Raw genomic sequence first — 14,325 nt, 5'->3', positions numbered from 1 at the left:
ATTTCAGACTATGATTTCAATAGTAATATTTTCATAATCTCTTGCCTATAAACTTCATATGGTATAAACTGAAAGAAACTATCGCAATACCAGCTAAGAGAGAGGCCTTGTATGGATGGAATGAAAGCTTTTGTGAAAGCAATTATGAGTGGAATGATTCAAAAGGGCGTGGACGGAAAAGATAAGCCGCTTAAGGATACGCTGGCTAAGAAGGAAATGAACCAGATTGTGGATGATTTTATAAATAAAGTATTCTGGGAAACTGTACTGGAAGAAAAGCCGGATAAAAAGATGCAATCGGAAAATATTCTTCCCAGAACTGCTTCAAAGGCTAAGGAGAAAAAGAAAGCATATACGAGCTCAAAACCAGACAAGCCCAATAAGGAACTGAATGTCATATTTGAGAAAATGCGCAGGTTATCCAGAGAATACGAAGTTTATTATTATGATAATACTTACAGAAGCTTATATGGCAACGGATACTATGGAAAAAGCTATGAAAAAAATTACCTTAAGCAGCGTGCTTCTCTTTTTGTAAAACAGGGAAAGTTGTTAGCGGATTTAGAGGAAGCTTATGAGTGGAAGGCAGATTATAGAAGTACAAAACCCTTTTATGGGGAGATGGACAACAGGCAGCTGCGAACCTATATTACCTGGCGGACAGGAATACGCAGAGGGGTTTATCAGAATGCGGATAATTCGTATTTCATACTTTATCTATCGGAGATTGTCAATAATATAGGAATCAAGGACCGGTATGAGGGGCTGCAGAAGCTTTTCTTTTTGTGGAACAGTATGAGAGCACAGGGATTTACCGCAAATGACAGCCTGTTTATTGCTTACATTAAGGCATACTATGTCTGCAATAATTTCAGGGAAAGCTTTAAGGAAGCTGTTGCACCTTACCGGGAGCCCGGACAGTTCGAGGAGTATTTTATTGATAAAACAGGGACTGGGTGGAAATTTCTTGCTTATGATGGCATATCCTCCTACAAAATCAGTAAAAGTAAATATTATACGAAAGAAAGGGAAGAGGGAATTGCCCTATGCTTTGAGGAACTTTTAGGGGAGCTGGACAATTATTTCAAGGCAGCCGGAAAGGATGTTCACAGTATAATTTATCAGAAATTAAAGGACAGGAGCTGGATTCCTTTTTCCGTAAGCTTTTATGAGGAGTTCCCTCCGAAATATGAAAAATTCGTATATCTTCAGAATGATGAGTATTATTTTTATAACCGAATGGAATGGAAATACCGCAAGGAGGAAGTAAATAATCCCTTTGCAAAACTTTTCCTTGGTTATATTATGAAAAGCATGGAAAAGCAGCTCCGGGAGCTCACGGATTATAAATATAAGCTTACGACGGATAAGCATCGTTTTATTCATGATATTAGCCATGAAAAGATTACGAAGACTTTGTACAAGCTTTTATCCAGTGAAAAACTGGATGAGATTATTAAGAATAGCGTTTTGTTGTTTCTTTCTAAGGAACCCCCAGCCTTTATGACTGGAAGGGAACAAGTTTCTCCTAAAGAAGTAGTTCTTTCCATCGATACAAATCAGCTGAATCGAATTAGAGAAGAAAGCCTTGAAATTCAGGACAAGCTGTCCGTAGGTAATTGTGAAGAGGCTGGCAGGGGAAACCCTCAGGTATCCCTCCCTGTTGCTTTGATAAGTGAGCAGGAAAAAAGTACCGAAAAAGTCCTTTCTGAGAGAAAGCCAGAGTTATCCTATTCCGTTGAGGAGAAGATGGTCTCTGCGAAGGAAGGCCGGCCGCTTCCTGCTTCAGAGGAGCAGGAGCCCGGTATAGCGGATCAGTGGGCAGAGCTTGCAGGGCTGCTAAAGCCGGTTCATTTTGAGATATTAAACCTTCTTCTTCAAACTTCCGGCAACGCTGCAGCCAGGGAGCTTACAGAGCTGTCAAAAAAAGAAAATAAGCTTGTGGAAGTCCTCTATGAGGAAATCAATGAAGCTGCTTTGGAGGTCATTGGGGATAATCTGTTAGATATGGCAGACTTATATCCAGATATTTACGAGGATTATCAGAGTGCTGTAAGGAATATGCTAAAGGAGTTAGAAGATGACAAATAAAATACCTAAGAGAATTGCAAATTCTGTTATGAATTCCCTGCGGGGAGGGGTTGTGCCAAGAATAGGGCTTGAATATATTGCCGTGGGAAGAAAGGATGAGATAGAAGCTCTTCTTTCGGATGTGGATATGGTGATTAGCGGAGGTGCTTCCTTCCGCTTTATTGTCGGAAAGTATGGAAGCGGGAAGAGTTTTCTTCTGCAGACAATCCGTAACTATACGATGGAGAAGAATTTTGTTGTACTGGATGCGGATTTATCGCCGGAACGCAGATTAGTCGGGAATAAAGGGCAGGGGCTTGCCACCTACAGGGAACTGGTTAAAAATATGGCAACAAGGACGAAGCCGGACGGAGGGGCACTGCCTCTTATTCTGGAAAAATGGCTGTCCGGTATTCAGTCTGCTGTCTTGCTGGAATATAACCTGTCTCCCGATGAGCCGGAATTTGAAGCAGCAGTGAATAAGAAGGTGTTAGAGACTCTTAACAGTCTGGATGGAATGGTAAATGGTTTCGATTTCTCAAGAATGCTGCTGCTATACCGGAGTGCATCCAAAGACAGTGACGAGGAAAAGAAAGCACGGGTTTTGAAATGGTTTAAAGGAGAATATGCTACCAAAACGGAAGTAAAGAATGAGCTTGGGGTGAATATTCTGATTACGGATGATAACTGGTATGATTACCTGAAGCTTTTTGCCGGATTTCTGGTAGGGGCAGGCTACGGCGGAATGCTGGTACTGATTGATGAGCTTGTCAATCTTTTCAAGATTCCGCATACCATTGCCAGGCAGTATAATTATGAGAAAATTCTGACTATGTATAATGATGTTCTTCAGGGAAAGGCAGAGCATATCGGCATCATTATGGGCGGCACGCCCCAATGTATTGAGGATTCCCATAAAGGTATATTCAGTTATGAAGCATTGAAATCCAGGCTGGAGGAAGGACGCTTTGCAAGGGAGAAGGGATACAGGGATATGCTGTCTCCCATAATTCGACTGGCACCACTTTCCCATGAGGAACTGTTTGTTTTAGTGGAGAAGCTGGCGCTGATTCATGGTGAGCTCTATGATTATACAGTGAAGCTGAAGCAGGAGGATTATTTATGCTTTTTACAGACAGAGCTTTCTCGTGTAGGAGCTGATAGCAAGGTTACACCAAGAGAAATAATCAGGGATTTTATAGAGCTTCTCAATCTGTCCATGCAGAATAAAGATACGGATATCCGTACTATTCTTGGAGGCGGCAATTTTACCTTTGCAGAAGATAGGATAGGAGAAGAGGCAATACATCAGGAATTCGCAGATTTTGAGCTATAGTATGATAGAGTTTCAGACGGATTATGGTATAGGTACAATGAAAAGGGCAGAATGCTGCATATAGCAGATTTTGCTCTTTTCGCTATGAGAAAGGAAGGAATGGAAATGAGTGAATTTGACAGACTGGCACCTTATATACAGGAGTATATTTATGCCCACCGGTGGGAAGAGTTAAAAGGTATTCAAGTGGCTTCCTGCAAGGCGGTATTTGACACGGATTGCAATGTCCTGCTGTCCTCCGGTACTGCTTCAGGTAAAACAGAAGCGGCATTTTTACCGGCCCTGACCCAAATTTATGAAACTCCTTCCTCTTCTGTCGCAATCCTTTATATCAGTCCGCTAAAATCCCTCATTAACGACCAGTTCTACCGGCTGAAGGATTTATTGTCTGAAGCCGGTATACCGGTTACCAGATGGCATGGGGATGTGGCTGCTGATAAAAAGAAGAAGCTTCTTAAGAATCCCTCCGGAGTATTGCAGATTACGCCGGAATCCCTGGAAAGCATGTTGTTGAACAGAAGGGAAGAACTTCAGATACTTTTTAAAGAGCTTCGGTTTGTTATCATTGATGAGGTACATTATTTTATGGGAAATTCCAGAGGAATACAGCTTCTTAGCAACCTGGAGCGGATTAGCAGACTGATTGGGATTAATCCCAGACGTATCGGGCTGTCGGCAACCCTTGGTAATCCCTCTCTTGCAGAGCAGTGGTTAAATTGCGGCACCAACAGACAGTGTGTAACGCCTGAGACAGGTTCCTCTGGTAAAAGGCTCAGTCTGGCAGTGGAATATTTTAAAGAAAAAGTACAGGAAGATTCAAAGGTGCCTGCTTTAAACTTTGATTTCTACAAGGCGGTTTACCGCCAGACCCTGGGGAAGAAGTGTATTATTTTCTCTAATTCCAGGTCAGAGGTTGAAATGATAATTGCCTTTCTTAAAAAAATTGCCGCAGAGAAGGGGACGGAGGATGTCTACCGGGTTCACCATGGCAATATATCCGCTTTTTATCGGGAAGCCACGGAGAAAGAAATGAAGGAATCGGAGCTTCCCTTGGTTACAGGGGCTACGGTTACATTGGAGCTGGGAATTGATATCGGTACTCTCGACCGTGTGGTCCAGATTGCGGCACCTTTTACCGTGTCAAGCTTTGTACAGCGATTGGGAAGGTGCGGCAGGATGGGAGGCCCTGCTGTTATGTATTTTGCTCTCTGTGAAAAACAAGTCTCTGATAATGCACATGTAATGAAGGCTATTGATTGGGAATTGCTGCGTTGTATTGCAATAATTGAGCTGTATGTGAAGGAACGCTGGATAGAAGAGAACCGGATTCCCCTCTTCCCGGCAGGGCTGTTGTATCACCAGACTATGAGCCATATAGCAGGAGAAGGGGAGGTCTCAGTTCCCGGGCTAGCCCAGTATATTCTTACCCTGTCCCCCTTTTGCAAGGTTTCCAAGGAGGATTACAAAATACTGTTAAGGCATTTGATTAAGACAGACCAGCTTATGTACTCAGAACGGGGAGGACTTATGCTGGGAGGTGCGGGAGAGCGTATTATTAATCACTTTGCGTTTTTGTCCGTCTTTGAAACTACAAGGGAATATTCTGTGAAATATAAAAGCCGTGAGATTGGTACCGTTATGATGCCATATCCCATAGGCTGCAAGTTCAATCTTGCCGGTACTGCCTGGCTTGTTATTGATACGGATGAAAAAAGCGGAACGATTTTTGTAGAGAAGTCTTCTGGTATAGCCAAGACTCCCTTTGTCGGGCCTGACGGAATTGATATTGATATCAGAGTGGTAAAAAAAATGAAGGAAATAATGGAAACCGGGGAGAAATACCCTTATCTGACAGGAGATGCCCAAGAGAAGCTGGAGGAAATAAGAAATCTGTCCAAAGCCTCCGGTATTTTGAAATATACCATTATGGCTACGGAAGTGAATTCCCTTTATGAAATATATCCGTGGCTTGGAACAAAGCAGCTAAGAGCATTGTCCCTTTTATTAGAGGACAAAGGGTATGCCAACAGGCAGAACAGCCCCTATAGCCTGGAGGTAATATACCCGGATGGGGATGAGGAGAGCCTGCTTAAATTGTTAAAGAGAATCAGTGAAGAGCCCGTAGATATGTGTGGAATAAAACCGGAAGGAGAAATCTCTGTATCGGGAAAGTACAACAGATACTTACCCCCGGAGCTCCTGATGAAGGAATTCCTTACAGATTATGTTGATGCGGAGGGGATGAAGAGGGAACTGAAGCAGGAATTTGCTTGTCATGAAAAAATAGCCGAAGCTGAAGCAGGAAATTGCTTGTCGTGAAAAAGCAGCCGAAGCTGAAGCAGGAAATTGCTTGTTATGAAAAAGCAGCCGAAACGTCAGTTAATAAATTGTAAAAATTTATATAAAATAGTTGGAGCGGGATACTTCTTATAAAAACTCATTGGCCGAATGACTATAGAGCGTAATTTCATAGGGACTGCACTATCTGAGAGTTGAAAAAACTGTGACATAGAAGAGGTTACAGTTTTTTTATATTTTTCAGAGGGTGCAGTCTTTTTAAAATGTAAAAATATTTTGGTTAAAATACTACGGTAATGTTAAATATCTATTATTGTCCGCTATTTGTTGAAGAGATATAATGAACTACAGAAAGAGCAAGAATAATTATGCAATATGACGGAAAGGTGTTGGGGCTTATGGCGGAAATAAAAAAGGAACAAGTAAATTTAACAATAAATAGGAAAAGCAAATGGAGGACCTTTAGAGATAATTTTGAGCTGTCTGTGATGCTGATACCCGGTATTCTCTTTTTTCTGATTTTTAGTTATATACCGATGTTTGGTGTGATTATTGCATTTAAGGATTACCGAAATAATCTGGGCATACTGGGAAGCAAATGGGTCGGATTACGGAATTTCAAATTCTTTTTTACCTCCCAGGATGCATGGAGAATTGCCAGAAACACCATAGGATATGGATTGGTCTTTATCATATTGGGCATTGTCTGCTCGGTGACCATAGCAATACTCCTGTATGAAATCAAAAATAAATTTGCATTAAAGTTTTACCAGACGACCATGATATTACCTCATTTCCTGTCCTGGGTCATTGTTGGTTATATTACCTACATATTATTGGAACCTAATATGGGTATACTGAATCAGATCCTTCAGTTTTTCGGGATGAAAAGCATCGACTGGTATCTGGAACCAAAGTACTGGGTTGTCATACTGCCGCTGGTAAATGTGTGGAAGACCGTTGGACTTAGCTGTATTATGTATTATGCGGCTTTGATGGGCATCGATGAGCAGCTCTTTGAAGCGGCAACGGTAGACGGAGCAAGCAAATGGAAGCAGGTCAAATATATTACAATTCCTTCCCTTGTCCCGCTGATGACCGTATTGACTATTCTTCATGTCGGCAATATTATCAAAGGTGATTTCGGCCTCTTTTATAATATACCCCGTAATGTAGGGCTGCTTTACCCTACCACAGATATCATAGACACTTATATATACCGCGGGCTGCAGACAGGTGATGATATCGGAATTACCACTGCGGTAGGACTGTTCCAGTCCTTTGTGGGATTGGTTATGGTTGTTGCAACCAATAAGATTGTTAAGAAGATTTCACCGGAAAATTCATTGTTCTAAAGAAAGCCGTGAGTGAAGTGAAATAGTGAAAGAGAAGGGTGCGATAGGTGTAAAGATGAAAAGCAAGAAAGCAAATATACCTGTAAATATATTTTTCATATTGTTTTCAATGTGTTTTGTAGTGCCGTTTATATTGATAATATCAGCCTCCATAACAGATGAACAGACACTTTTGGCAAATGGATATAAGCTGATTCCCTCAAAGATTTCATTTGAGGCCTATAAATATGTTATGAAAAGTCCGGGACAATTGTTGAACTCCTATAAGGTCACAATTATTTATTCCCTGCTTGCCACCGTACTTAGTATGATTGTTATGACTATGATGGCTTATCCCTTATCAAGGGCAAATTATAAATATAAAAAGCCGGTTACATTTTTTATTATTTTTACAATGTTGTTTTCTGGAGGATTGATTCCTACTTATATATTAATGACTAGATATTTGCATCTTCAGGATAACATTTGGGTTTATATACTGCCCAATCTGGCAAATGCATTCCACATTATCGTAATCAGGTCTTTCTTCCAGGGATTACCGCCTTCACTTGTTGAATCTGCAAAGATTGACGGAGCAAGAGAGCTGCAGGTATTTTATAAAATTGTCCTGCCTTTGTCAAAGCCGGTTATTGCCACAGTTTCCTTATTGAATTTACTGGCCAGGTGGAATGACTGGAATACGGCTTTGATTTATATCAGAAGCAAGAATTTATATTCTTTACAGTTTTTGCTTCAGCAGATATTAAGGGAAGTACAGTTTATAAAAGATATGGCCGAAAGTTCTCCGGTTGCGGGTATCAATATCAATCTTTCCAATTTGCCTTCTGAGACCATAAGATTTGCCATGTGTATTGTGGCGGCAGGTCCTATGCTGATAATATTCCCGTTTTTTCAGAAGTATTTTGCGAAGGGTCTGACGGTAGGAGCGGTAAAAGAATAGAGGTTTACATAGAAAAAAGGAGGGTATTTTATGTTTAAGCGATCAAAAGTTTTTATTGTAATCTGTCTTATGTTTTCACTTATTCTGACAGGCTGCAAAGGCAGTAATTCAACTACGGAAACGGGCAAGGCCAATAATGGGGACAAAGAAAATACCGCTACGCCGACTGAGACTGCCAAGGAGGCAGATCCGGTAACGTTAAAATGGGTAATTATGAGCCCGGGAGAGCAAAAAGATGACCAGGAGGTTTGGAATAAATTTAACGAAGAACTTCAGAAATATCTGCCGGGTACCACCGTTAAATTTGAGGGAATAACCTCAACCGATTATGCGGAGAAATGGAAATTAATCAGTGCATCCCAGGAAAATGTAGATATTGTATGGCATGGCTGGATGATTCCTTATACAACGGAAGTCAGAAAGGGCTCCTACATGGAACTGGATGACCTGATAGCCAAAAATGCTCCGTCCCTGTTGAAGGAAATCCCGGAAAACATTCTGGATAAATCCAGAGTAGACGGCAAGCTTTACAGCATTCCCTGCATGCAGCAGATGGTTTCCTATGTATCCACCCTGCAGTTCCCTGTTAAGATTTATGAGAAATATAAGGATAAGATTGACGTAGAAAAACTGGCAGCTTTATTCAGCTCCCATCAAAAAATGGATCAGGCTTTGTGGGATGAACTTGAGAAATACATTGTGATGATCAAAGACGGCGGAGATTTGAAGAAGGGTGTTTTTGGATTTGCAGATCACGTGGAAAAAGGCTATGAATGGATTTTAAATCCTTATAAAATCGATATTTACAGCGATGATTATACACCCATTAATCTTTACAGAACTCCGGAATATGCCACCTTCGTAAAGGAGTATTCCGACTGGTACCAGAAAGGTTATATCAGAAAGGACATATTGACAGCAGACAATGTATCCCAGGATATTTATGAAGTCCGCGGCGGAGCAAACTACCTTGTAGGACAGGGCTATTTACCTACCGAGTCTGAAATTAAAACAAGTGAAGCAGCAGGCTCGACCGCATATGTAAAGATACCTTTTGATAATTCACACTATATTCCCTATACAGCTTCTGCAACCAACATGGCTATCTCCTCCAATTCAAAAAATCCGGAAAGAGCCATACAGCTCCTCGAATTGCTGAATACCGAAAAAGGAAAGGATTTATACAACTTACTGGTATATGGTATCGAAGGTAAGCATTATAAGAAAATCAATGATCATGAAATTGAACCAATTGGCTATACCTCACAGCCTACGGCTGACAGCCCTTACGGACAGTATAACTGGGCCATTGGTAATATATTTAACGGATATGAAATTTACATGAAGGATAAGCCCCTTACCATGCAGAATGATTTTATCAAGAAGGTTAATGCAGATGCAGCTCCTTCCAAGCTTAAGGGCTTTACCCTGAATACGGACCCCATCAAGACAGAGCTTGCACAGGTAAATGCCGTAGTAGGCGAGTATAAGACCACCTTAAGCTCAGGTGCAGCTCCCGATGCTGATGCCCTGTACAAGGATTTTGTAGATAAGCTGATCAAGGCAGGCGATGATAAAATCGTGAAAGAAATTCAACGTCAGATTGATGAATGGCGGGCTTCCAAATAAAACGCAGTAAGCCATTAATATAGGTAAAATTCTTCTTCTATGCTATTAAGGCTATGAAACAGGCCTTAAATGGCATAGAAGAAGTGCTATTTATATTCAGTTCAGAAGTGGAGAGAGTTATGAAAAAACTGTATTTTGATGTTACGGTTGCAGGCGGAGGAATCGCAGGTATTTGCGCAGCAGTAGCAGCAGCCAGAAAAGGACTGAAGGTTTTATTGATGAATGACCGCTCTGTTTTAGGCGGAAATGCATCGAGTGAAATCGGAATTGCAATTTCCGGAGCCAGCCATCTGGGCTTAAACCCTTCCATCTATGCGAGAGAAGGCGGCTTGATCGAAGAAATCAGGCTTCGTATGGCAAAATACGCCATAGGCGGCGGCTATGATAAGGGTGCATTGCTGGATGCCGTTTTTTTTGATTTGATTTATGAAAATAAGAATATTACCCTGTTTCTGAATACTACCGTTTATTCCTGTGAGGTGGCAGAGCGAAAAATCACACAGTGCTATGCCAGGCATACGATCAGCAATGAAGCTTATTGCATTGAAAGCAAAATCTATGTGGATGCCACGGGAAACGGTATTTTGGCCCATGAAGCAGGCTGTACCTACCATATGGGCAGGGAAGGTAAAGAGGAGTACGGGGAAACCTGGGCTCCGGATAAAGCAGATAAATACACCATGGGAAACACCTTTTATTTTGAAACCTGTGACTGCGGGCAGGAGGTTACTTTTACACCTCCGGAATTTGCCCATAAAGTTGGAGATATGGACTTTATAAAAGATATCCATAATCCAAAAAATTTCCGGAACATCACGGTAAAGGGCGCCCATTGGTCCCTGGAATACGGCGGACAGGTGGATGTCATTTATCAGAGCGAGGATGTTGATTTAGAGCTTCGCAAGCTGATTTATGGCATATGGGATTATATAAAAAACAGCGGGAAATACCCGGAAGCAAAAAATTATGTATTAAAGAGAATTTATACAAGGTCAGGTGCCCGTGAATCCAGAAGATTTATGGGAGATTATGTGTTAACGGAAAATGATATTGAAAATAAGCGCAGCTTTGAGGATGCCGTGTGCATCGGCGGATGGCCCATGGATGTCCATGCCAATCTTGGGATATATGACAGTGCTCCTGCCAGCAATTTTATCCCGGTTACCGGGATATATAATATACCCATGGGCTCCCTTTACTCAAAGGACCTTGATAATCTGATGCTTGCAGGAAGAGATATCAGTGTGAGCCATATTGCACTTGGCTCTACCAGGGTAATGGCAACCTGCGGCGCCATAGGCCAGGCAGTGGGTACTGCCGCAAAATACTGTATTGAGCAGGAATTGTCTCCCCGGGAAGTGACGAAATTATATCAGAAGGAATTGCAAAGAACCCTTGCCGAGGATGATCAGACGATAATCGGAATAAGTAATATTTCCCCGGTTATGCAGAAGTTCACTGCCTCTGCCACAAGTGAAAAGAAATACGAGAATGTTAAGGGCACCGGTACTATGAAGCTGGCGTATGATTACGGCCTGGCCTTCATGCTGGAGACGGAGCATCTTAACAGCGTAAAGGTCAGAATAAGAAATCATTCAGCGGAAGCAAAGCTTCTGCGCTATAAGATATTGACAGGCAGCCACAAAGAGACCTTTCTGCCGGAAAAAGTCATCAAAACGTACGATACCTCCATACCGGGCGAATATGACGGCTGGGTCCGGCTTGCTATTGATGCGGACCGTGGAAAGGATGGCAAACTGTATCTCATATTTGAAAAAAATGATGCCCTTTCTCTGGATACCGCTTTTCAAAGACCAACAGGCGCAATAACCTTGCGTATGCATACCTCTGAAAACTGCGGGGAATGCAATCATGACAGTATTCCTCTTAACAAGGATACCGGATATCTGTTCTTTGAGCACCGGTATGAGAGAAATAGAAATATACTGTTTCAGGATATGGTTCCGGAACAAAGAGTATTTTCTCCTGCTATGGCCCTGTCCCCCTATACCAGACCCTACGGTATGCCGAATCTGTGGATCGGAGAAGGGGAATTTCCTCAGACGCTGACCTTAACAGCAGAAGAGCCCGTTGATGCCGGTAAAATTGCTATTACCTTTGATAGCTTTCTGGAAGGTGAAAATGCCCAGAATATGCCGGACTGTCTGGTCAGGAAGTATGAGCTGACAATTCACAGTAAGGACGGCATAATCAAAAAGCAAGTGCAGGATAATTGGAAGCGGTACCAGGTATTTGATATTAGTGCAATAGAGATTCGGAAAATAGAGATAAAGGTGATAAGCAGCTGGGGAGCCGAAGCCGGCATTTACGGCGTGAATTTATTCTGATAGCTAGAAAAGCATACAGCCTGTACCACCAATAAGGAATAAAGTAATAAGCCAGCATGCAGGAAAATGGAAATAAAAGTGAATGATTATTTAAACCTTTCACTTGGCAAGTTTGTATCTGTGCTGTGCCCGCAAGCTTGAAATGCACAAAATACTGCGCAGAAATGAGGAAAACTATGAATTACAGACAAGTACATTTGGACTTTCATACCAGTGAAAAAATAGAGGGAGTCGGTGAAAGCTTTCAAAAAGAGCAGTTTCAGCAGGCTTTAATAAAAGGCTGTGTCAATTCCATCACCTTATTTTCCAAATGCCATCATGGATGGTCCTATCATCCTACCAGGGTAAATGAAATGCATCCTAATCTGCATTTTGATTTATTGGGAGAACAAATAGAGGCGGCCCATGAAATAGGTGTAAAAACACCGGTGTATCTGTCGGCAGGCTTTGATGAAAAGACGGCCCGCAGGCATCCCGAATGGCTGGTAAGAATGCAGGATGATTCCCTGTTATGGACAAAAAGCTTTCTGGAGCCGGGCTTTCATAAATTATGCATCAATACGCCATATTTGGAGGAATTGCTGAGCCAGATCAAGGAAGCCTGCGAAAATTATGAAGCAGACGGAATCTTTCTTGATATTGTGGGAGTTCAGCCCTGTTACTGCAGGTATTGCAGAGAGACTATGGAGCAGGAGGGGATGAATCCTTTCAACAAAGAGGAGGTTATGACCCTGGCGGAAAGAGTCTATGCCAATTATACCAGGCGGGTACGGGAGACAGTGGACAGTGTCAGACCTGGTTTACCGGTATTTCATAATGGTGGGCATATCAGGCGGGGAAGAAGAGACCTGGCGTATAGGAACACCCACCTGGAATTAGAGAGCCTGCCTACCGGGGGCTGGGGCTATGACCATTTTCCCCTGTCGGCGGCTTATGCCAGAACCCTGGACAGGGAGTATCTGGGCATGACCGGAAAGTTCCATCAATCCTGGGGAGAATTTGGCGGCTACAAGCATCCCAATGCACTTCGCTATGAGGCAGCATTGTCAGCGGCAAATGGAGCGGGAGTTTCCATCGGAGACCAGCTTCATCCCTCCGGTGAGATGGATATGGCCACATATTCCTTAATCAGCCAGGCATATGGAGAATTAAAGGAGAAAGAACCCTGGCTCTTAGAAGCTAAAAATATTGCGGATATCGGTGTGCTTTCAGCGGAGGCTGCCTGGGAAAAGAACAGGGCTTTCATGGATAATACGGTAGAAGAAGCACAAAGGGCAGATGTAGGAGCCGCCAGGATTCTGCTGGAGGGTCATTATCTGTTTAATGTAATTGATCAGGAAGAGGATTTTGAGAAATATCAGCTGATCCTGTTACCGGATGTTATTTTGCTGGAGGAAGAATGCAGGAATAAACTGATGCAATACGTTAAGAAGGGCGGAAAAATTCTGGCAACCGGCAAGTCGGGCCTGGACAGCAGCAAAACAAAGTTCCTGCTGGATTTTGGCGTTGATTTTCTGGGTGAAAATCAATATTGCCCGGACTATTTCAGACCAGGGTTTACCCTGCCTGATTTGGATAATGCAGCTTTCGTTATGTATTCTCAGGGCTACCATATCGAAAATGTGTCGGGAGAAGAGCTTGGTAGCAGGGAAAATCCATATTTCAACCGTTCCGCTATGGCTTTTTGCTCCCATTTGCATACGCCGGGAAGGAACGAAAAGGCCGGTCCCGGAATGGTAAGCGGTAACGACGGAATTTATATTTCCTGGGAAGTATTTCAGGATTATGCCACGAAGGGCAGCCTGATTCTAAAGCGTATGGTTCAATATGCCATCGATTATCTGCTGAAAGATAAGATGACCCTGAAAACATCCCTCCCTGCCCAGGGGATAAATACATTGACAAAGCAAAAAGGCCGTTATATAGCTCACCTGCTCTACGGGGCTCCCGTAAAACGCGGAATAAATACGGAAGTCATCGAGGATGTACTGCCTGTTTTTAATATACAAGTCTGCTTGACCGTAAAGGAGCAGATAAAGAAGGTATACCTGGCACCTCAAAATGCTGACCTGGAATATACCCAGGAGAAGGGCACGGTCCATATAATTCTTCCGGAGATGAATTTGCACCAGATGATAGTATTTGATTTTTGATTTCATAGTGTTATAGGAGGGGTATCAGGAAAATAACAGGAATTTATGAAAGACAGCAGAACGGTATTCTTAAAAATAAAACTAAAAAATTGAAATACTAAGAAAATATATATATATTGGGGAAATAAAAGCACTAAAAAGCAAAAGAATATGGAATACAAAAAGGAAAACAAAAAGACCATATGACAAAAAAAAT

At 42.2% G+C, this 14,325-nt stretch carries 8 protein-coding genes; all 8 read left to right on the top strand.

All coding sequences use genetic code 11. The annotated features are described in order from the left end of the window. The first annotated feature begins 111 nt into the window (after positions 1-111). Positions 112-2,091, top strand: coding sequence for a TerB N-terminal domain-containing protein (locus BUB77_RS15220; RefSeq protein ID WP_073277432.1), 1,980 nt, complete (start codon positions 112-114; stop codon positions 2,089-2,091). Further along, positions 2,081-3,406, top strand: coding sequence for an ATP-binding protein (locus BUB77_RS15215; protein ID WP_073277430.1), 1,326 nt, complete (start codon positions 2,081-2,083; stop codon positions 3,404-3,406). Before BUB77_RS15220 ends, BUB77_RS15215 begins: the two co-directional genes overlap by 11 nt. Positions 3,407-3,457: 51 nt before the next feature. Then, positions 3,458-5,725, top strand: coding sequence for a DEAD/DEAH box helicase (locus tag BUB77_RS15210; RefSeq protein ID WP_084124300.1), 2,268 nt, complete (start codon positions 3,458-3,460; stop codon positions 5,723-5,725). 347 nt (positions 5,726-6,072) lie between these two features. After that, entirely contained in the window at positions 6,073-7,059 is a 987-nt protein-coding gene (locus BUB77_RS15205; RefSeq protein WP_242962524.1) for an ABC transporter permease, read from the top strand. 55 nt (positions 7,060-7,114) lie between these two features. Next, the gene (locus tag BUB77_RS15200; protein ID WP_073277428.1) at positions 7,115-7,999 is read left to right on the top strand and encodes a carbohydrate ABC transporter permease; all 885 of its coding nucleotides are present in this window, start codon (positions 7,115-7,117) and stop codon (positions 7,997-7,999) included. Between the two features lie 30 nt (positions 8,000-8,029). After that, a complete protein-coding gene (locus tag BUB77_RS15195) occupies positions 8,030-9,628 on the top strand; it encodes an ABC transporter substrate-binding protein (protein WP_073277426.1) in 1,599 nt (532 codons plus the stop codon). A 119-nt stretch (positions 9,629-9,747) separates the two neighbouring features. Beyond that, complete coding sequence (locus BUB77_RS15190; RefSeq protein ID WP_073277424.1) at positions 9,748-11,976, top strand: FAD-dependent oxidoreductase; 2,229 nt, start codon at positions 9,748-9,750, stop codon at positions 11,974-11,976. Between the two features lie 176 nt (positions 11,977-12,152). After that, positions 12,153-14,129: an alpha-amylase family protein gene (locus tag BUB77_RS15185; protein WP_073277422.1), complete on the top strand. Its 1,977-nt coding sequence runs from the start codon at positions 12,153-12,155 to the stop codon at positions 14,127-14,129. Positions 14,130-14,325 lie beyond the last annotated feature (196 nt).

The sequence above is a fragment of the Anaerocolumna jejuensis DSM 15929 genome, from assembly GCF_900142215.1.
GTDB lineage: Bacteria > Bacillota > Clostridia > Lachnospirales > Lachnospiraceae > Anaerocolumna > Anaerocolumna jejuensis.
Note: the sequence above shows the minus strand (reverse complement) of the source record. Positions and strands in the feature narration are given on the sequence as shown.

Excerpts from the sequence above, each read along its gene's own strand:
- BUB77_RS15200 (WP_073277428.1), top strand. The coding sequence starts at position 7,115 with ATGAAAAGCAAGAAAGCAAATATACCTGTAAATATATTTTTCATATTG.
- BUB77_RS15190 (WP_073277424.1), top strand. The coding sequence starts at position 9,748 with ATGAAAAAACTGTATTTTGATGTTACGGTTGCAGGCGGAGGAATCGCA.
- BUB77_RS15220 (WP_073277432.1), top strand. The coding sequence starts at position 112 with ATGGATGGAATGAAAGCTTTTGTGAAAGCAATTATGAGTGGAATGATT.
- BUB77_RS15215 (WP_073277430.1), top strand. The coding sequence starts at position 2,081 with ATGACAAATAAAATACCTAAGAGAATTGCAAATTCTGTTATGAATTCC.
- BUB77_RS15185 (WP_073277422.1), top strand. The coding sequence starts at position 12,153 with ATGAATTACAGACAAGTACATTTGGACTTTCATACCAGTGAAAAAATA.
- BUB77_RS15210 (WP_084124300.1), top strand. The coding sequence starts at position 3,458 with ATGCTGCATATAGCAGATTTTGCTCTTTTCGCTATGAGAAAGGAAGGA.
- BUB77_RS15205 (WP_242962524.1), top strand. The coding sequence starts at position 6,073 with ATGCAATATGACGGAAAGGTGTTGGGGCTTATGGCGGAAATAAAAAAG.
- BUB77_RS15195 (WP_073277426.1), top strand. The coding sequence starts at position 8,030 with ATGTTTAAGCGATCAAAAGTTTTTATTGTAATCTGTCTTATGTTTTCA.